Origin of the sequence: Vibrio profundi (assembly GCF_005281835.1) — a bacterium.
Taxonomy (GTDB): Bacteria; Pseudomonadota; Gammaproteobacteria; order Enterobacterales; family Vibrionaceae; genus Vibrio; species Vibrio profundi.
In genome coordinates this window covers 28,881-49,137 of the sequence record NZ_RZIS01000007.1, presented here as the reverse complement: position 1 = coordinate 49,137, position 20,257 = coordinate 28,881, and the positions used below count along the sequence as shown (strand labels likewise).

Sequence of the window (20,257 nt, the reverse complement as noted above, 5' to 3'; positions counted from 1 at the left end):
CTAAAATTAAGCTACTCGATTCAAGATTGAACGCAATTTCAATGGTTTGACTGGCTTAGGAATAAAGCCAAAACCATTGCCTTTAATCGCCGACATCATTTCATCGGTCCTATCGGCACTGATGATCACCCCTTCAAATTTATCGCCTAAGCGAAGCCTACATTGCTGTAAAACTTCTAACCCCGTACGACCGTTATCGAGTCGGTAATCAGAGAAAATCACATCGGGCACCCAATCATCTTCCAGTGCTTTTAGGCTATCAACTAAGTCTAGAGCCGTTTTTACTTCGCAGCCCCAGCGGCCAATCAAGTTTTCCATCCCGACTAAAATATCGCTTTCGTTATCGACACAAAGTACTTTCAAATGATCAAGCTCACCGCTTGGCGCAGCAACCACTGCTTGAGGCGAAGCAACCACTTTATCGGCACGATTCAAAGTGAGTGAAAATACACTACCTTGCCCCGGCCATGAGCGCATCGATATCTGGTGGCCAAGTACGTGAGCGATGCCTTTTGAAATCGCGAGTCCTAGCCCTAACCCTTGGTCTGAACGAACTTGGCTGCCTCGGGTGAATTCTTCAAAGATTTCCTGCTGCTTATCTTCGTCTATCCCGGTACCGTTATCCCACACATCCAACCGTACTTGTCCATTAACGCGTCGAGCACCCAATATCACCTTACCTTGCGGGTTATAGCGAAACGCATTCGTTAAGAAGTTTTGAATCACTCGGCGTAACAGCTTCGGATCGGACTTCACAAACAGTGTCGATGGAATCATCTCAAAGTCGATTTTCTGTTGTTTCGCCAGCGCACTGAATTCGGCATTGAGATTAGAAAACACATCATTAATGGCGAAGCCGTGTACATTGACTTCCAGCTTGCCAGACTCCAATCGAGAAATATCAAGCAAGTCGCCAATCAAGTCCTCTGCTGCTCCTAGTGCGCTTTCGATATGCGAAGACAACTGTTTCACTTCTTGCTCTTTCGCCACTTCGGATAACGAAGAAGCGAACAACCGAGCTGCATTCAAAGGCTGCATTAAGTCATGACTCACCGCAGCTAAGAAGCGAGTTTTTGACTGAGACTCGTGTTCAGACTTTTGCGTGGCTCGTACTAACCTATGATTCAGCTTTTCCAGTTCTTGGGTACGTTCATGCACTCGAAACTCCAAACTTTCATTGGTTTCTTTCAGCGCTTGCTCCGCTTCCCTAAAGACCGTGATATCGGTAAAGCTCATCACAAACCCGCCCCCCGGCATTGGGTTTCCTTGCACTTCTATCACTCGGCCATCAGGGCGGATACGAGAAGAGGTATGGCGCGTGCCTTGCTCTAAGTGGAATACACGGCGACGAACATGGTCTTCTGGATCTCCTGGGCCACAGAGACCTTGCTCCGCATTGTGGCGAATCACATCTGCAATCGGGCGACCTACCTGAATTAAACCAGGAGGGAATTCAAACAGTTCCAAATAACGTTGGTTCCAAGCCACCAGCCGCATTTGTTTATCAATTACCGCTATGCCTTGACCAATATGTTCAATCGCGCCTTGCAGTAACCCACGACTAAAATCATACAGCTCAGACGCTTCATCAACGATCGTTGCCACTTCTTCAAGCTGCATATTTCTGCCCTGCAATGCAGAAGTAAGCACTAACTTAGCTGACGATGCACCAAACACCCCAGCCAATACTCTTTCTGCATGGCGGATCAGACTTGCAGGGGCCTGCTGATTGGGCAACAGTACTTCCTCTTGCTGCTGCCAATAGGTACTAAATGCACTTTTAGCCCTTGTGCGACCAACAAATCGAGATGCAAGCATTTCTAATTCAGCCACCGTTACTCGGCTTTGGTACAAACTGATATTTTCGCTTTCTGGCAAAGGAGTGCCGACAAATGACGCCGATTGTAAGCGTTCACTTAGGCTTGAGCGGGTCACTAAAGAAACCAATACATAGCAAAGTGTATTGACGCTGACACTCAGCACGATCCCCCAGTCTGAGCTTCGAATATCCCAGCTACTCAAAAAGTCCGGTGGCGTCACTATCCACAGCAATGGGTTGGTTTCACCATCCCCGGCCAGCATGTCAGTTTGGCTCATCAATGTGATCAGCCAAATTAGGAAACCGAACATCAGGCCAACGTAGACCCCTTTTCGGTTACCCGTGCGCCAATACATACCGCCAATTAATGCCGGGGCAAACTGAGTAATCGCTGCAAATGACAAGAAGCCAATCGCCGACAGTGAGTGGATGCTATCTAATGCTTGGTAAAAGCCCCAAGCGCCGAGCAAAAGCAACAAGATCAATCCACGACGAATAACCAAAAGTAGCCCGGAGAAGTGGCGATGATTACGCTGCGTTAAACGCATTCGGCGTAATAGCAAAGGCATAACTAAGTCGTTAGACACCATGATCGCCAGTGCAATGGTGGATACAATTACCATCCCGCTCGCCGCCGATGTACCACCTAAAAAGGCAAGCAATGCGATATGATTCGCCCCCACTTCCATCGGTACACTAATCACATAAGTATCGGCTGATGAGCCGCTCAATAATCCTTGACCAGCCCATGCAATTGGCAGAACAAACAGCCCCATGAGGATCAGGTAAACCGGGAACAACCAGCGCGCAGTATGCAGATCTTGCGGGCGTTCATTTTCCACCACCATGGTATGGAATTGGCGCGGTAAACAGACAATCGCCAACATCGTCAACACGGTATGAATGGCTAGGGTGGGAAGATTAGGAGATTCGTAAGTCGCAGAGGCTACTTCAAGTAAGTTGACGGTGTCGTGATTCCACGCCAAGTAAATAATGAAAATACCCACACATAAGAACGCCACCAGTTTAACGATTGACTCAAAGGCAACCGCCATCATCATACCGCGGTGATGTTCCGTATTATCAATATGTCGCGTACCAAATAGCATGGTGAAAATAGCTAACGCTCCCACCACAAACCAAGACACGTGATAATCCTGATAGCCAAAGTCAGCCGCCAAATTCGGTGCGACAATGTCCAAGCCCATGGTGATACCACGAAGCTGCAATGCGATGTAAGGCAATATCCCAGCCACGGCAATAAGGGTTACCACGACCGCCAGCCCTTGAGATTTTCCATAACGGGCCGCGATGAAATCGGCAATAGACGTGATGTGTTCGCGCTTAGCGATAAGGATCAACCGGGCGAGTATCCGCCAACCAAAAGTGAAGACTAAAATCGGAGCGATATAGATGGGTAAAAAGGACCAAGGGTTATTGCTCGCCTGCCCTACCGTGCCGTAGAAAGTCCACGACGTACAATACACAGCAATCGACAAACTGTAGATCCAAGGTCGCCAGCGCGACAACCAACGCGTTTGTCTGTCTCCATACCAAGCAATAAGAAACAGTACCCCTAAATACGCGAGGGATACTGGTACTACGATCCAACCTTGCATTCACCAAATCCTTATGAAAAAGCCTGCAATACGCAGGCTTTCATTATGCTTGGTTTCATTTAACTAAGGATGGATATTGAACACAATCAGTACGGGCTAATTCTGTGCTTTAGGCTCTAATTCCGTGACATTACTTCTGCTGTCGACTTTAACGAATAAGGCCAGCACACCCATAGCAGCCATTCCCCAGAAAACATTCGCGCCCCACTGCTCATAACCCCAACCACTTAAGGTGGTCATCAAAGCAATAAACGCACCTAGTGGAATCGCATTATACAAAGCTTGTAACGCCACCATTTTGCTGGCCTCTTCCGATTGAATGTATTGGATTGCAGCAATATGCGCCATCGCGAAGGTCACACCGTGTAATAACTGAACAGCAACCAGAGCAAAAATCGTCGTCGTCGACGCCGTAATTCCCCAGCGCATCATCACGCCAATTGAAGCCGCAACAAACAGAGCTCTCAATGTCCAACCAGAGAACAAACGCTTACTAAAAGCGAATATCGCGACTTCTGCGACCACGCCTAGACTCCACAAGTAGCCAATAATTGCCTCTGAATGCCCCGCCTCTTTCCAGTAGATCGCACTGAAGCTGTAATACGCCGCGTGGCTACCTTGAATAAGCGCCACTAAGGTTAAAAACTTCACCACTGACGGTTCTCGTAGCAGTTGCGATAGCTTCGGTCTTTCAGCCACTTCTTCAGACTTGGTTTCCGGCATCACATTTGGATTTCGTAAACCCACCAATAATGAGAACAACACGCCAGCCAATGCGGTGTACAAGATCATACTGGTACCGAATTCAGCCACCAGGAACCCCACAACGGTGGAACCAGCGATAAACGCTATCGAGCCCCATAAACGTGTACGCCCATAATCAAGCAGCTTTAAGCGGCTGTAGTAATTCGCCATGGCATCGGAGAGCGGCACAATCGGCCCACAACATAGATTGAATAGTACCGTGGCCAATGCCATCAGCCAGAAGTCACCCCCAGTAAAAAAGTGGAAGCCAATAAAAATAAGAGCGGCTGCACTTAACCAGCGCAGCGCAGGCATTAAGTGTTCCACTTTATGGATGCGTGGCGTCAACACCATATTCGCGACACAACGCGTGGCAAATCCAATACCGATCAGCAGACCGATATCACTTGGTGTCACCCCTTGGTCTTCAAACCACAACGCCCAAAACGGCAAATAAACACCGTAGGCAAAAAAGAAACCTATAAAGTATTGAGATATCCAGCCATGTGGAGAAGGATGACGCATCGATTAACCTGCTAAAATGTAAAACGGAAAAAGCCGAATGAATTATGCCCACCTTCCTTTCTCTAAAAAAGGGAATAATTGGCGACGCTCTGTTTCCTTATTAGAAATAACCGCTTAAATCCCCCCCACTCCCTGAATTTAGACTGATTAGACTAAAGTCGTCTGGAGCTTCAAGCAGGATTTGTCAGACTGGACCTACCTCCTTCTAGCTAGTGACACGATCATGCCTGACAAATTCAATATGCAGTCTCCCCCTTTCGACCGCTTGTCCGAAAGCCAGCAACTCAGGCTCAGATCTTCGTTAGATGTCGCATATTATCGCGACCGAGAAACCATCCTAGAAGCCGGAAAGGCTTGCCATCACTTACATATCCTCATCAAAGGCGCAGTAGAAGAACGTGATGAAAACAGCCAAGAGATCTATGCGCACTACGCTAATGACGATATTTTTGATGTGCGAGGCCAACTAGAAGGCATAGTGAAACACCACTATGTAGCGCTGGAAGACACGCTTAGTTATTTACTCCCCAAGCAGGTATTTCTCGAACTGTATCAAGAGAACGGCCAATTCGCTGCCTACTTCGACAGTAATTTGGCCCGTCGCCAAGCACTTATCGAAGCTGCAAAAGAACAGAAGAACCTCGCAGAATTTATTCTGACGAAAGTCGATCGCAGTATTTACCACCCGCCAATGTTACTCGAACCCAGCACACCAATTAATCAAGTGACGCAGCAGTTAAAAGATAATGGACTCGACTCGGCGTTAGTGGCACTGGCTCCAGACGACCAACGCCTTCGACAAAACCCTAATGCTCACCCTTATGCGATAGTGACACGCACAAATATGCTGCATGCCGTAATGCTGGAAAATCGCAAACTAGATACTCCAGTGTCTGAAATCGCTACATTCCCTGTTTATTACGTCGAAGAGGGCGACTTTTTATTTAATGCCATGATCACCATGACACGTAACCGAATGAAGCGAGTCATGGTTTGCGATGGTAATCAAGCGATTGGCATGCTCGACATGACCCAAATCCTCAGCGCCTTTTCTACTCATTCGCACGTTTTAACCTTAAGCATTGCACGAGCCACCAGCGTAGAGGAGCTGGCTTTAGCCTCTAATAAGCAACGTAACTTGGTGGAAAGTTTATTAAGCAATGGCATACGTACTCGCTTTATCATGGAACTGATTTCCGCAGTAAATGAACAGATCATCGAAAAAGCCTTTGAGCTTGTCGTCCCTCCAGCCTTGCATGACCACTGCTGCCTTATCGTTTTAGGCTCCGAGGGGCGTGGCGAGCAGATTCTTAAAACAGACCAGGACAACGCGCTCATCATTGAAGACGGTTTAGATTGGCAACAATGTTCTGAGGTGATGAATGCCTTAACTCATACTCTACAGCAACTCGGTTATCCGCTGTGCCCCGGCAATGTCATGGTCAGCAATCCTAAATGGGTCAAAACTCAGCACGAATGGAAACAAGAGTTATCTCATTGGGTCAAATCGGCAACACCGGAAAAGGTAATGGACATTGCGATAATGGCCGATGCTCATGCCGTAGCGGGCAATCGCGAATTATTGCCAGAAATTCAAGAGCACTTAAGTCAGTTAATGGCTGGCCAAGAACTGATTCTGACTGAGTTTTGCCGTCCTGCGATTAACTTCTCTGTCCCACTCACTTTGTTTGGCAAAGTGAAGAGCTCTAAGTCGGGGTTAGACATAAAACGAGGCGGCATTTTTCCGATTGTCCACGGGATTCGCGCATTAAGCTTGGAATATGCAGTCACCGAAAAGAACACCTTTGATCGTATTCAGGCGTTGGTTGATAAGAAAGTATTGGAGCACAGCACCGCAGATAATCTCAGTGAAGCGCTCAAAGAGTTTTTTAAGTGGCGTTTAGCGCAAAGGCTCGCTCAGCAGTCGAGTAGCAACAACCTCGACATCAAATTGATGGACCGCTCTGAGCGCGATTTATTACGACACAGTTTGCATGTCGTGAAAAAGTTTAAACAATGGCTTGGCTACCACTATCAAATCCGCGACTAAATCGCACCCATTGATCCATACCTTTGAAAGCCGTGATGAGCACTCATCTAAGGAAATACCGTGAATTGGTTAGTACGACGATATTGGCACAACAAGCTGAAAGGTTCCCCTTTTCGGCCGCTGTTTCGTTCTCCTCATCAAAGTGAATACGTGTCTTTAGATTGTGAAACCACGAGTTTAGATCCAAACCGTGCAGAACTTGTCACAATAGCCGCAACCAAAATTATTGGTAACCGGATCATCACGAGTCAACCTTTTGAAGTACGCCTTCGAGCCCCGCAATCACTCGATTCAGGTTCGGTAAAGATTCATCGTATTCGGCATCAAGACCTCGCCAATGGCATCGATGAAAAACAGGCACTATTGAAGCTCCTAGAATTCATCGGTAACCGTCCTCTTGTGGGCTACCACATCCGCTACGATAAGAAAATTTTAGACCGAGCTTGCCGTAAGCAGCTTGGCTTTCCGCTTCCCAATTCGTTAGTGGAAGTTAGCCAGCTTTATCACGACAAGTTAGTACAGAGTTTACCCAATGCGTATTTCGACCTCAGTTTGGATGCCATATGCAAACAACTCGGACTCCCTCAACAGACCAATAAACACGATGCCTTACAAGATGCGATTTCAGCAGCGTTAGTTTTCATCCGTTTAAAACATGGCAACATCCCAAACTTTAAATCTTCTTACAGCCGCTAGATCAACTTCGCAATTCTTAACTTAACTGGCTATTTTTTAAGTGGATAGCCCCTTCTCATCCTAAAGTCTAATTGTAGAAATTCGTCACCTAGCAGAAAGTGAAGAGCATACAGTTTATCTAAAGAATTAATGGCCGAATCATACTATATGGCCAACAACGCTCGGTTGGAGCACACCACGGAAATTTGCCCAGTTCACAAGGAATTTAGGCACAAGGAGAGAAGCAATGAGTGAAGCCCACGTTTATCCGGTAAAAGAAAATATTAAATCAACGACACACGCGGATAATGACACTTACCTAGCCATGTACCAGCAGTCCGTTTCTGACCCAGTCGCTTTCTGGGGCGAGCACGGTAAAATTGTCGATTGGATCAAACCATTCACAGAAGTAAAAAACACCTCGTTTGATACAGGCCACGTTGATATTCGCTGGTTCGAAGACGGTACACTCAACGTATCGGCTAACTGTATTGACCGCCATCTTGCCGATCGTGGTGACGAAGTCGCTATTATTTGGGAAGGCGATGACCCAGCTGACGATAAAACACTGACATTTAATGAATTGCACAAAGAAGTATGTGAGTTTTCAAACGCATTAAAAGAGCAAGGCGTTCGTAAAGGCGATGTCGTTTGTCTATATATGCCGATGGTTCCTGAAGCTGCGGTTGCAATGCTGGCGTGTACTCGAATCGGTGCGGTTCATACTGTCGTATTTGGTGGTTTCTCCCCTGAAGCTCTTTCTGGTCGTATTATCGATTCAGATTCAAAAGTCGTGATCACTGCCGATGAAGGCGTGCGCGGCGGCCGTGCAGTCCCGCTTAAGAAAAATGTCGATGAAGCGCTGACTAACCCAGAAGTGAAAACGATTGAAAAAGTCATCGTAATGAAACGTACTGGTGGCGATATCGAATGGCATGAACATCGTGATGTGTGGTGGCACGAAGCGACAGCGAATGTCTCTTCTGAATGTCCTCCTGAAGAAATGAATGCTGAAGACCCACTATTCATTCTTTATACCTCTGGCTCTACTGGTAAACCTAAAGGTGTTCTACATACCACTGGTGGCTACCTAGTTTATGCAGCCATGACGTTCAAATACGTATTTGACTACCAAGAAGGTGAAACCTTCTGGTGTACGGCTGATGTGGGTTGGATTACCGGCCACACTTACCTAATCTACGGCCCACTGGCTAACGGCGCGAAAACAATCCTATTTGAGGGCGTGCCAAACTACCCGAATACTAGCCGTATGAGTGAAGTCGTTGATAAGCACCAAGTGAATATTCTTTATACTGCGCCAACCGCAATTCGTGCTCTGATGGCAAAAGGTAATGAAGCCGTCGAAGGCACTTCACGTGACAGTCTACGTATCATGGGCTCGGTAGGTGAACCTATTAACCCAGAAGCATGGGAGTGGTACTACAAAACCATAGGTAACGAGCAATCACCAATCGTTGATACATGGTGGCAAACTGAAACTGGCGGCATCTTGATTGCCCCACTTCCAGGCGCAACCGACCTGAAACCAGGTTCTGCGACTCGCCCATTCTTCGGTGTACAGCCAGCGCTTGTCGACAACATGGGTAACATTATTGAAGGGGCTACTGATGGTAACCTCGTTATTCTAGATTCATGGCCTGGGCAAATGCGTACCGTTTACGGTGACCATGAACGTTTCGAGCAAACTTACTTCTCCACCTTTAAAGGCATGTACTTCACCAGTGATGGCGCACGTCGCGATGAAGATGGTTACTACTGGATCACTGGCCGTGTGGATGACGTACTAAACGTATCTGGCCACCGTATGGGTACCGCGGAAATTGAATCAGCATTAGTTGCGTTCGATAAGATTGCAGAAGCAGCGATTGTCGGTATTCCACATGATATTAAAGGCCAAGCGATTTACGCTTACATTACGTTAAATGATGGTGAGTTCCCTACCGCTGAACTGCACAAAGAAGTGAAGAACTGGGTTCGTAAAGAAATTGGCCCAATCGCCACTCCTGATGTACTGCACTGGACAGATTCACTACCGAAAACTCGTTCAGGCAAGATCATGCGTCGTATTCTACGCAAGATCGCTACGGGCGATACCAGCAACTTAGGTGATACTTCAACGCTGGCTGACCCAAGTGTGGTTGATAAGCTTATCGCTGAAAAAGCGGAATTAGCATAATCGTCACTCACGTTTAAAACAGCTCAACAAAGCAAACCGTCACTATGTGGCGGTTTTTTTATGCCTGATCGGGCTCCCAAATATCCACATCCATGTAAAGGTTACCGCTATATTTTGTTAACTTGATAACAGTTTCATGCCATTAAATCAGGAGATTAGACCAGTAAATTGCTGCGATTTGCGCTGAATTAGCTATAATCTGGTTCTAATTTTTAAATTTGGGCTTTTCTTACTAGAAATTGACTCCAAATTTTCAATAAAATGGCAACATTCACATTCGTATTCACGATAAAGGAAGATAGCCCCAAGATGTCTACAAAGTTAAGCATTCTAGTTCTTAATGGCCCAAACCTTAACCTTTTGGGACTTAGAGAGCCTGCTCATTATGGTTCTCAAACGCTTGATCAGATCATTGCGTCACTAACAGAGCAAGCCAATAGCCAAGATGTCGAGCTGTCTCATTTACAATCGAACCGTGAATATGAACTGATAGAGGCGATCCACGCAGCTTATCAGAAGGTTGATTTTATTATTATCAACCCAGCGGCATTCACGCATACCAGTGTTGCATTGCGTGACGCTCTATTAGGTGTTGCTATTCCATTTATTGAAGTTCACCTGTCCAACGTGCATGCGCGAGAAGCTTTCCGCCATCACTCATACCTTTCAGATAAAGCCGAAGGCGTTATCTGCGGACTAGGTGCGCAAGGTTATCAATTTGCTTTGACGGCAGCGATTAACGCTCTGAAATCGAAGTAACTATAAATATCGTGATGTAATCACACATAGATAGAACTAATACTTTCCTACTCAGTCATAGAGTAAGGTCAATTAACAGATAAAAGAGAAAGATACGATGGATATTCGCAAAATCAAAAAGCTGATCGAATTGGTTGAAGAGTCTGGCATTGCTGAGCTAGAAATTTCTGAAGGTGAAGAGTCAGTACGAATCAGCCGTAACAGCACTGCACCTGTAGCGCCAGTTCAATACGCAGCAGCGCCTGCGCCAGTAGCAGCACCTGCTCCAGCGGCGGCACCTGCTCCAGCGGCAGCGGCTCCTGCAGCAGCACCGGCAGAAGCAGCAGTTCCTGCGGGTCATCAAGTTCTTTCTCCAATGGTTGGTACTTTCTACAGCGCTCCAAGCCCTGATGCAAAACCATTCGTTAAAGTTGGCCAATCTGTAACTGCTGGCGAAACTTTATGTATCGTTGAAGCAATGAAAATGATGAACCAAATCGAAGCTGACAAGTCTGGTGTTGTTACCGCTATCCTAGTTGAAGACGGCCAACCTGTTGAGTTCGATCAAGCTCTAGTAATTATCGAATAATAGAGAGCCCTCATTATGTTAGATAAATTAGTAATCGCGAACCGTGGTGAAATTGCACTACGTATTTTGCGTGCATGTAAAGAGCTTGGCATTAAGACCGTTGCTGTTCACTCAACAGCTGACCGCGATCTTAAGCACGTACTACTAGCAGACGAAACTATTTGTATCGGTCCTGCTCGTGGTATCGACAGCTACCTAAACATTCCTCGTATTATCAGTGCAGCAGAAGTAACTGGTGCGGTGGCTATCCACCCTGGTTACGGCTTCCTATCTGAAAACGCAGACTTCGCTGAGCAAGTTGAGCGCAGTGGCTTCATCTTTGTTGGTCCTAAAGCGGAAACTATCCGCATTATGGGCGACAAAGTATCAGCAATCACAGCAATGAAAAAAGCTGGCGTACCTTGTGTACCAGGTTCTGATGGCCCACTTGATGATGACGAATCAAAGAACAAAGCACACGCTAAGCGTATTGGTTACCCAGTAATCATCAAAGCATCTGGCGGCGGCGGCGGTCGTGGCATGCGTGTTGTTCGCTCTGAAGGCGAGCTAACTGAAGCAATCGCAATGACTCGTGCGGAAGCAAAAGCATGTTTCAACAACGACATGGTTTACATGGAGAAGTTCCTAGAAAACCCACGTCACGTTGAAGTTCAAGTAATTGCTGATGGCCAAGGTGGCGCAATCCACCTAGGTGAGCGTGACTGTTCAATGCAACGTCGTCACCAGAAAGTTGTGGAAGAAGCGCCAGCTCCAGGTATCACAGCTGAAATGCGTAAGTACATCGGTGAACGTTGTACTCGTGCATGTCTTGAGATTGGCTACCGTGGTGCAGGTACGTTTGAGTTCCTATACGAAAATGGCGAATTCTACTTCATCGAAATGAACACGCGTATTCAAGTAGAACACCCGGTAACTGAAATGGTAACGGGCGTTGACCTAATCAAAGAGCAACTGCGCGTTGCTGCTGGTCAGCCTCTATCTTTCACGCAAGATGACATCAAGATCAGCGGCCACGCTATCGAGTGTCGTATCAACGCGGAAGATCCAGAGAAGTTCCTACCTTCACCAGGTAAGATTGAGCGTTTCCACGCACCAGGCGGTATGGGTGTTCGTTGGGATTCTCACATCTACACGGGTTACACAGTGCCACCTCATTACGATTCAATGATTGGTAAACTGATCACTTACGGTGAAAACCGTGATGTAGCGATTTCTCGAATGAAGAACGCTCTGGGTGAAATGATTGTTGAAGGCATCAAAGTAAACGTGTCTCTTCAAGAATCTATTATGAACGACGAAAACTTCCAACACGGTGGTGCAAACATCCACTACCTTGAGAAGAAGCTTGGTCTTCAGTAACAAATAACGAATAGTTAATTGAAGAATTTAAAATGCTCACCTCGGTGGGCATTTTTTGTTTTTATAGCCTCAAAATTCTTACGCTATCACTCCCAATCAAAGCGCGGGCTTTTCGTGAATTTGTTCATAATTTCTGCTAGACTCGCCATCCATTTTTTATCAGATAGAAGACGCAGCCATGCCTTGGATTCAAATCAAGCTCAATGCAACTAATGAAAATGCCGAACAAATTGGCGATATGTTAATGGAGGAGACAGGTGCTCTTTCTGTAACTTTTCTTGATGCACAGGATACCCCTGTATTTGAGCCTCTGCCGGGTGAAACGCGCCTTTGGGGTGATACTGACATCCTAGCGCTTTATGATGCGGAAATTGACACTAGCGTCGTTCTAGCGCAAATCAAAGCGAGCAACATGTTCCCTGCTGACTTTGCACATAAAGTAGAGCAGATTGAAGATAAAGATTGGGAACGTGAGTGGATGGATAACTTCCACCCAATGAAATTCGGCGAACGCCTATGGATTTGCCCAAGCTGGCGCGATATCCCAGAGCCAGATGCCGTAAACGTAATGCTAGACCCTGGCCTTGCATTTGGTACCGGTACCCACCCAACTACCGCTTTATGTCTAGAATGGCTTGAAGGCTTAGATCTAACTGGCAAAACCGTAATCGATTTTGGCTGTGGTTCAGGCATTTTGGCGATCGCTGCGATCAAACTTGGCGCTGCAAAAGTGGTCGGGATCGACATTGATCCTCAAGCATTGCTTGCATCTAAAGACAATGCTGAACGTAACGGCGTCGCTGACCAGCTAGAAGTTTACCTACCACAAGATCAACCAGAAGGCCTGATTGCGGATGTGGTTGTTGCGAACATCCTTGCGGGTCCACTTCGTGAACTTTCTGGCATCATTAAAGGTCTAGTAAAAGCAGACGGCGTGCTTGCGATGTCGGGTGTTTTAGATACACAAGCGGAAGACGTAGCCACATATTACCGTGATGAACTTCACATTGATCCGATTGCCGAGCAACAAGAGTGGTGTCGTATCTCTGGTCGCAAGCAAGGCTAGGTAAGACTTTGCGGCCTAATTGATTGAAATTTAAGCAGATTACAAAAACAAATTGTAAATGCTCAAATATTAGTCTTTTCACGCGGCAAAAAAATGCGTAAAATGCGCGCCCTTGCTAGTACAGAACTGTGATGACGTTTTGAAAATCGGAAACTATCAACTTAAGAATAATCTAATCGTCGCTCCTATGGCTGGCGTAACGGATAGACCATTCCGTGAGTTGTGTCTTCGCTATGGTGCCGGAATGGCCGTCAGTGAAATGATGTCCTCCAATCCTAAGGTTTGGAAAACGTCGAAGTCTCAGCAGCGTATGGTACATGAAGGCGAATCGGGCATTCGCTCAGTACAAATCGCTGGTGCAGATCCACAGCTCATGGCAGAGGCAGCTCAGTTTAATGTTGAGAACGGTGCGCAAATCATCGATATCAATATGGGTTGCCCAGCAAAGAAAGTGAATAAGAAGCTAGCCGGCTCTGCGCTGCTACAGCATCCAGCTCTCATCGAAGAGATCTTGAAAGCGGTGGTAGATGCAGTAGACGTTCCCGTAACGTTGAAAACCCGTACTGGCTGGGATACAGAAAATAGAAACTGTGTCCAAATCGCTAAATTAGCCGAAGACTGCGGCATACAGGCACTTGCCCTTCACGGGAGAACTCGCGCTTGTATGTACAAAGGTGAGGCCGAATATGAACACATTAAAGCGGCAAAACACGCTGTCTCTATACCGGTTATCGCTAACGGTGATATCGATAGCCCTGAGAAAGCAAAGTTTGTGCTGGAGTACACCGGCGCTGACGCTTTAATGATTGGTCGTCCTGCCCAAGGACGTCCGTGGATTTTTCAAGAAATCCAACACTATTTGGAAAACGGCACCACGATGGATGAACTTCCAACTGCGGAAGTGAAAGACATCATGCTTGGCCATGTTGACGCTCTCCATAAGTTTTATGGTGAGTTTTTAGGCCCTCGCATCGCTCGTAAGCATGTGGGTTGGTATCTAAAAGAGCATGAGCAAGCTAGTGAGTTTCGCCGTACCTTCAACGCACTCGAAGCAGGTGATCTGCAGCTTGAGGCGCTAGAAGGTTTTTTTGATAACGTTGCACCATAATTACGAGAAGAGCTAGACCGAATATGTTCGAACAAAATCTGACTTCAGAAGCATTGACAGTAACGACAGTTACATCACAAGACCAAATCACGCAGAAGCCACTACGTGACTCAGTTAAAGCATCATTGAAAAATTACCTTGCTCAATTAAACGGTCAAGAAGTCAGCGAGTTATACGAACTAGTATTAGCTGAAGTTGAACAGCCACTACTAGACACCATCATGCAGTACACTCGCGGTAACCAAACTCGCGCAGCAACTATGATGGGTATCAACCGCGGTACTCTTCGCAAGAAGCTTAAAAAATACGGCATGAACTAATCGTTCTTTCGTAATTTATTGAATTTAAAGCCAAGTTAACTTGTTTAGCTTGGCTTTTTTTGTGCCTGCACGCTTGTATTTCACCGCCGACTTTCTCTAATAACCCTTTTCCTGATAAGGAAAACTACCAATCTAGACCCTGTCCACTACAGTTAAATGTATCAATATAAAAACGATATCCCCCAACCAAGAAAAGTTTGTGCAAAAGGACTGTGCTATGGATATTTTTGGCCTACGTAAACTTACCATTCAGAAGCGTCTAATTTTATTAACAACCCTAATCACCATCATGCTTTTGATCCCACTTCTATATGTCATTAATCAATACCAAGACGATCTAATGACAGCAAAAAAACTAAAAACTCGTCACTTAGTTGAATCAGCACATACGCTGGTCAATCACTTTTATCAGCAACAGGCTTCTGGAGATTTAACCTCTGAACAGGCACAACAACAAGCCAAAGACGCCGTCGAAGCGTTACGTTACGAAACCAAAGATTACTTCTGGATCAACGATATGCAGCCAATGGTGGTGATGCACCCAATCAAGCCCGCACTCAATGGTAAAGACGTTTCTGGCGTGAAAGACCCGACAGGTAAAGCGTTATTCGTTGAGTTTGTGCAAGTGGCCCGTGCCGATGGACAAGGGTTCGTGAGTTACATGTGGCCAAAGCCAGGCTCTGAAACCGACGTTGAGAAAATTTCTTATATCAAGCTCTTTAAACCTTGGGGCTGGATCATAGGGACGGGCGTGTACGTCGACGATATCGAAGCATTGGTGTGGGATAGAATCCGACTGGTTATCTTTACTCTGGTGTTTTCTCTGGCCGTCATGGCGATGCTAGCCATATGGATTAGCCGTAGTATCAGTTTGCCATGTAAAGAGACGCTAGATGCGCTTAACGATATCGCCAGCGGTGAAGGCGACTTAACCAAGCAGCTTTCACAGAAAGGCAATGATGAGCTAACCCAAATTGCGACAGCCTTTAATCAATTCACAGGCAAAATTCGCTCGATCGTCCTCGACATGACTCCGATCGGTAATAATATTTCTTCTGCGGCAGTCGAACTTAATAACGTCGCACAAGACAGCTCCAACAAAGCCAACCAACAACATCAAGCGGTAGACACCGTTGCCTCTGCGATGAATGAGTTGCACGCAAGCAACCAAGAAGTCGCGAACGCTGCGCATAATGCAGCCACCGCGGCGCAAGAAGCGAGTGAAAAAGGTACCCAAGGCACCATAGTCATCGACAAAGCTTCTGGGCAAATTGATTCGTTATCCGCCTTACTTAGCCAAACAGAAGAAAATACCAATAAACTGGCTCAAGACTCGCAAAACGTTGGCACTGTGCTGGATGTGATCCGTGGGATTGCCGAACAAACTAACTTACTGGCGCTCAATGCTGCTATCGAGGCTGCGCGTGCTGGTGAACAAGGCCGAGGATTTGCAGTGGTGGCCGATGAAGTTCGAACCTTAGCCACTCGAACTCAAGCCAGTACCGATGAAATAGAGCAAATCGTCGTGAGCCTGCAAAACCGAGCGAAAGAGGTCTCGGACTCTATGGCACAAACCCAAGTTCAATCCTCTGCGACACAAGAGCAAGCCGAGCTCGCGAAAAGTGCGCTAGGCGCTATCGAAGAGCAAGTAAACATTATTCTGGCGCTGAATGAGCAAATTGCCGAAGCCAGCTCTCAACAAACCACCGCCACCGAAGAAATCAGCCAGAACTTAACCCATATCGCCGATCACAGCGTCCAAACCACATCACAAGCCGACCAAGTCGCACAAGCGAGCAACAATTTATTAGAAAGCGGAGAGCAACTACAAAGCAACCTTAGCATCTTCAAAGTATAAGAAAGCGATTCCAAGAGCATGAGAGCCTTCGCAGCTTTCATGCTCTTCCTTTCTTTAAAGGAGCGTTTTCTACTGCGCCATGCCTACCCCTTTGGACAAATATTCATCATTCTGTGATCCGTTACGATTGATAACCTCATCACTACCGATATAATGATTAATTACTCTAACGTCCGGAAAGGCTACATGTTTGATATGCAAAGGGAAGAATGGCTAAGCCTAATGCTAAGCGAACTTCCTGAACGTCTACTTGTTCTCGATAAAAACGGACGTGTCGTCGACAGCTTTGGCGATGCCCAAAGCACATGCAAAAATCAAACCCTCAACGACCTATTGCCACCAGCCATTGCAGCTCAACTTCAGCAGCAGTTAGACCAAGCGATTACTAACCAAAGTGTCCAGAAAGTAAAATATTGCATTTCGCCTCACCAGCAATTGCAGCTTTCCATCGAACAACTGGATGCACAGGCAGATACCGAGCTAAGGTGGTTTGAATCAACCTTCAAGCCATTAGCACCTCGTGATGGGCATACCTACACGCTTTGGCAAGAACGAGATATTACGCGTGACTACCTTCGTGAAGCAGAACTCAAACGCTTGTCGGAAACAGATGAGTTAACGGGCGTACTCAACCGACGCGCTTTTATGTTGGGGTTAGAGCACCAATTTAAGCAAGCTTCAGAGCAGCATTTTACGTGCTTGATGATTGATATTGACCATTTCAAAGAAATTAACGATCAAGTGGGTCATTTATCTGGTGATGAAGTAATTACCCAAGTCGCAAACACTTGCCAAACTGCCATTAAGGCGTGTGATTATATTGGGCGTCTTGGAGGCGAAGAATTTGGTGTCGTACTCACTCATACCAGTGCTATTCAAGCTTATGACGTCGCCGAACAAATTCGTGAGGCCATTGAGGCGTCACCGTGCACTTTCGACGGCCATGTGATTTACCCTACCGTGAGCATTGGTATCGCGGAGACCAACCCACAAGTTACGTCAGTCAAAGAACTATTAATCCAAGCTGATAAAGCCATGTATTATTCAAAACAAACTGGACGAAATCAGGTTACGATTTACTACCCTAACCTTCCTGATATCAAAACGGAAGCACAGCTAAAAGCTAAAATTCTCAGAGCCTCTTAGCTTGATTTCGTTTCACTAGAGCAGCAAGAATCTGGATGTTCTTCACTTGCTAATGCTCCTAAGATAGAACAATGGCTGGCGTTATCGTCAACATGCCCACAACACGCATCATTAATCTTTTTAAGTGCCGTTCTTATTCTGCCGAGCTCATTGATTTTTTGATCGATAACCGTCAGTTTTGCCGTGGTTATCGCTTTAACTTCCGCACAGCTATGCTCGGTCGCTTCTAACTTGATTTCTAGTAACTCTCGAATTTCATCTAAGCTTAAGCCCAGCTCTTTAGATTTAAGAATAAAACTGACCTGTTTCTGGTTTTCTTCACTATATAAACGGTAACCAGACTCACTTCTTCCCGCTGGCGAGATCAGCGCATTTTTTTCATAAAAACGTAAGGTATCCGTCGTCACACCACAACGTTTGGCTAATTCACCGATTTGAAACATAATTTTCCCTATTTTTCGTCAATGCCTTTATTTAACCATCTCGTTACTTTTAAAGCTGAAATTGAGATTTTCATAATTAATTTTGAGATGCCAAACGATTGCGCGAGCTTTTTTGTAATAAATTAGTTAGAATGTGCGCCATCAAATTTGGAGTTGGTTATACAGTAGTCTAACCAAAAAGGTCTTTACCAAAACTGGCCAATATTTTATCTCGCAATCGATAGAGATAGAAACAAGTTCTTTTTTGGCAAATATCTTTATTTTTAACTCCATGAATTTGAGGAAGATGGAAGCATGAATAACGCTCGTCCAATTCGCCGCGCTCTAATCAGCGTATCAGACAAAACTGGTATCGTTGAATTTGCACAAGCTCTTGCTAACCGTGGTGTAGATATTCTATCTACTGGTGGCACTGCTCGCCTGCTTGCTGAAAAAGGCATCTCTGTTACAGAAGTATCTGACTACACTGGTTTCCCAGAAATGATGGACGGCCGTGTTAAGACTCTGCATCCAAAAGTTCATGGTGGTGTTCTAGGCCGTCGCGGCCAAGACGATGACGTGATGGAAACTCACGGTATCAACCCTATCGATATGGTTGTTGTAAACCTATACCCATTCGCAGAAACCGTAGCTAAAGAAGGCTGTACCCTTGCTGATGCCGTTGAGAACATCGACATCGGTGGTCCAACAATGGTTCGCTCTGCAGCGAAAAACCACAAAGACGTCACTATCGTTGTTAACGCTCACGACTACGACCGTGTTATCACTGAAATGGACGCGAACGAGAAGTCTCTAACACTAGAGACACGCTTCGACCTTGCTATCGCAGCATTCGAGCATACAGCATCTTACGACGGCATGATCGCTAACTACTTCGGCACTATGGTTCCTTCTTATGGAGAGAACAAAGAAGGTGATGAAGAGAGCAAATTCCCTCGCACATTCAACCAACAGTTCGAGAAGAAACAAGACATGCGCTACGGTGAGAACAGCCACCAAGCAGCAGCATTCTACGTTGAAGCAAACCCTGAAGAAGCATCCGTTTCTACTGCTCGCCAAATCCAAGGTAAAGCCCTTTCTTACAACAACATCGCTGACACAGATGCAGCACTTGAATGTGTGAAAGAGTTCGACGAGCCAGCATGTGTGATCGTTAAGCACGCTAACCCATGTGGTGTAGCTCTAGGTGAAGATATCCTAAAAGCTTACGACCGTGCATTCAAAACAGACCCAACGTCTGCATTTGGCGGCATCATCGCATTCAACCGCGAACTAGACGCAGCAACAGCTACGGCTATCACAGAGCGCCAATTCGTTGAAGTTATCATTGCTCCTTCTGTTTCTGCTGAAGCGGTAGAAATCGTTGCGGCTAAGAAAAACCTTCGCCTACTTGAGTGTGGCGAATGGACAACTAAGACAACTGGCTTTGACGTGAAGCGCGTTAACGGCGGCCTACTGGTTCAAGACCGCGACCAAGGCATGGTGTCTGAAGATGACCTTAAAGTCGTTTCTAAGCGTCAACCAACCGCTGAAGAGCTAAAAGATGCCCTATTCTGCTGGAAAGTAGCGAAGTACGTGAAATCTAACGCGATCGTTTACTCGAAAGGTGACATGACTATCGGTGTAGGCGCAGGCCAAATGAGCCGCGTTTACTCTGCGAAAATCGCAGGCATCAAAGCTGCAGACGAAGGTCTACAGGTTGAAGGTTGTGTAATGGCATCAGATGCATTCTTCCCATTCCGTGACGGTATCGACGCGGCGGCTGAAGCGGGCATCAAGTGTGTTATCCAACCGGGTGGCTCTATGCGTGATGACGAAGTTATTGCTGCAGCAGATGAGCACGGCATGGCGATGATCTTTACGGGCATGCGTCACTTCCGCCACTAATCAAAACAAAGCTCTAGGTTTTCCTAGAGCCTTTTTTATTCGTTTAACCGCTCATTAATGTTGGCGTTTTTATCATCAACATTAAGAGAAATTTTAATTTTTAGAGCAAAATCA

At 46.1% G+C, this 20,257-nt stretch carries 15 protein-coding genes; 12 read left to right on the top strand and 3 right to left on the bottom strand.

All coding sequences use genetic code 11. The features are described from left to right. Positions 1-6: 6 nt before the first annotated feature. Positions 7-3,438, bottom strand: coding sequence for a hybrid sensor histidine kinase/response regulator (locus ELZ11_RS16520; protein WP_137358515.1), 3,432 nt, complete (start codon positions 3,436-3,438; stop codon positions 7-9). A 96-nt stretch (positions 3,439-3,534) separates the two neighbouring features. Then, positions 3,535-4,707 (bottom strand): 3-phenylpropionate MFS transporter, encoded by a 1,173-nt coding sequence (locus ELZ11_RS16515; protein ID WP_137358514.1) that lies wholly within the window; start codon positions 4,705-4,707, stop codon positions 3,535-3,537. A 223-nt stretch (positions 4,708-4,930) separates the two neighbouring features. On the opposite strand from ELZ11_RS16515, the gene ELZ11_RS16510 reads away from it, so the two are divergent. The 11 genes from ELZ11_RS16510 to ELZ11_RS16460 all read left to right on the top strand — a co-directional run bounded on the left by ELZ11_RS16510 (position 4,931) and on the right by ELZ11_RS16460 (position 17,813). Then, positions 4,931-6,757 carry a DUF294 nucleotidyltransferase-like domain-containing protein gene (locus ELZ11_RS16510; RefSeq protein ID WP_137358513.1) on the top strand — a complete coding sequence of 609 codons (1,827 nt, stop codon included), beginning with the start codon at positions 4,931-4,933 and terminating at the stop codon, positions 6,755-6,757. Between the two features lie 60 nt (positions 6,758-6,817). Next, complete coding sequence (locus tag ELZ11_RS16505; RefSeq protein ID WP_137358512.1) at positions 6,818-7,453, top strand: 3'-5' exonuclease; 636 nt, start codon at positions 6,818-6,820, stop codon at positions 7,451-7,453. 226 nt (positions 7,454-7,679) lie between these two features. Then, positions 7,680-9,629 carry an acetate--CoA ligase gene (gene acs / locus ELZ11_RS16500; protein WP_137358511.1) on the top strand — a complete coding sequence of 650 codons (1,950 nt, stop codon included), beginning with the start codon at positions 7,680-7,682 and terminating at the stop codon, positions 9,627-9,629. A gap of 309 nt (positions 9,630-9,938) precedes the next feature. Further along, a complete protein-coding gene (aroQ, locus tag ELZ11_RS16495; RefSeq protein WP_137358510.1) occupies positions 9,939-10,388 on the top strand; it encodes a type II 3-dehydroquinate dehydratase in 450 nt (149 codons plus the stop codon). A 97-nt stretch (positions 10,389-10,485) separates the two neighbouring features. Then, positions 10,486-10,956 (top strand): acetyl-CoA carboxylase biotin carboxyl carrier protein, encoded by a 471-nt coding sequence (gene accB / locus ELZ11_RS16490; protein ID WP_137358509.1) that lies wholly within the window; start codon positions 10,486-10,488, stop codon positions 10,954-10,956. Between the two features lie 15 nt (positions 10,957-10,971). Next, entirely contained in the window at positions 10,972-12,315 is a 1,344-nt protein-coding gene (gene accC, locus ELZ11_RS16485) for an acetyl-CoA carboxylase biotin carboxylase subunit (RefSeq protein ID WP_137358508.1), read from the top strand. 178 nt (positions 12,316-12,493) lie between these two features. Next, positions 12,494-13,381 (top strand): 50S ribosomal protein L11 methyltransferase, encoded by an 888-nt coding sequence (gene prmA, locus ELZ11_RS16480; protein WP_137358507.1) that lies wholly within the window; start codon positions 12,494-12,496, stop codon positions 13,379-13,381. Positions 13,382-13,520: 139 nt separating this feature from the next. Further along, complete coding sequence (dusB, locus tag ELZ11_RS16475; protein WP_167494709.1) at positions 13,521-14,489, top strand: tRNA dihydrouridine synthase DusB; 969 nt, start codon at positions 13,521-13,523, stop codon at positions 14,487-14,489. A gap of 23 nt (positions 14,490-14,512) precedes the next feature. Further along, positions 14,513-14,809, top strand: coding sequence for a DNA-binding transcriptional regulator Fis (gene fis / locus ELZ11_RS16470; protein WP_004729744.1), 297 nt, complete (start codon positions 14,513-14,515; stop codon positions 14,807-14,809). 217 nt (positions 14,810-15,026) lie between these two features. After that, on the top strand, positions 15,027-16,667 hold the full coding sequence (locus tag ELZ11_RS16465) for a methyl-accepting chemotaxis protein (protein WP_137358505.1): 1,641 nt from the start codon (positions 15,027-15,029) through the stop codon (positions 16,665-16,667). A gap of 186 nt (positions 16,668-16,853) precedes the next feature. Continuing rightward, entirely contained in the window at positions 16,854-17,813 is a 960-nt protein-coding gene (locus ELZ11_RS16460; protein ID WP_137358504.1) for a GGDEF domain-containing protein, read from the top strand. On the opposite strand, the gene zntR is transcribed toward ELZ11_RS16460, so the two are convergent. After that, a complete protein-coding gene (gene zntR, locus ELZ11_RS16455; RefSeq protein ID WP_137358503.1) occupies positions 17,810-18,256 on the bottom strand; it encodes a Zn(2+)-responsive transcriptional regulator in 447 nt (148 codons plus the stop codon). The genes ELZ11_RS16460 and zntR overlap by 4 nt on opposite strands. 294 nt (positions 18,257-18,550) lie before the next feature. Between zntR and purH the strand changes: the two genes are divergently transcribed. Next, a complete protein-coding gene (gene purH / locus ELZ11_RS16450; RefSeq protein ID WP_137358502.1) occupies positions 18,551-20,143 on the top strand; it encodes a bifunctional phosphoribosylaminoimidazolecarboxamide formyltransferase/IMP cyclohydrolase in 1,593 nt (530 codons plus the stop codon). The last annotated feature ends 114 nt before the right edge of the window (positions 20,144-20,257 follow it).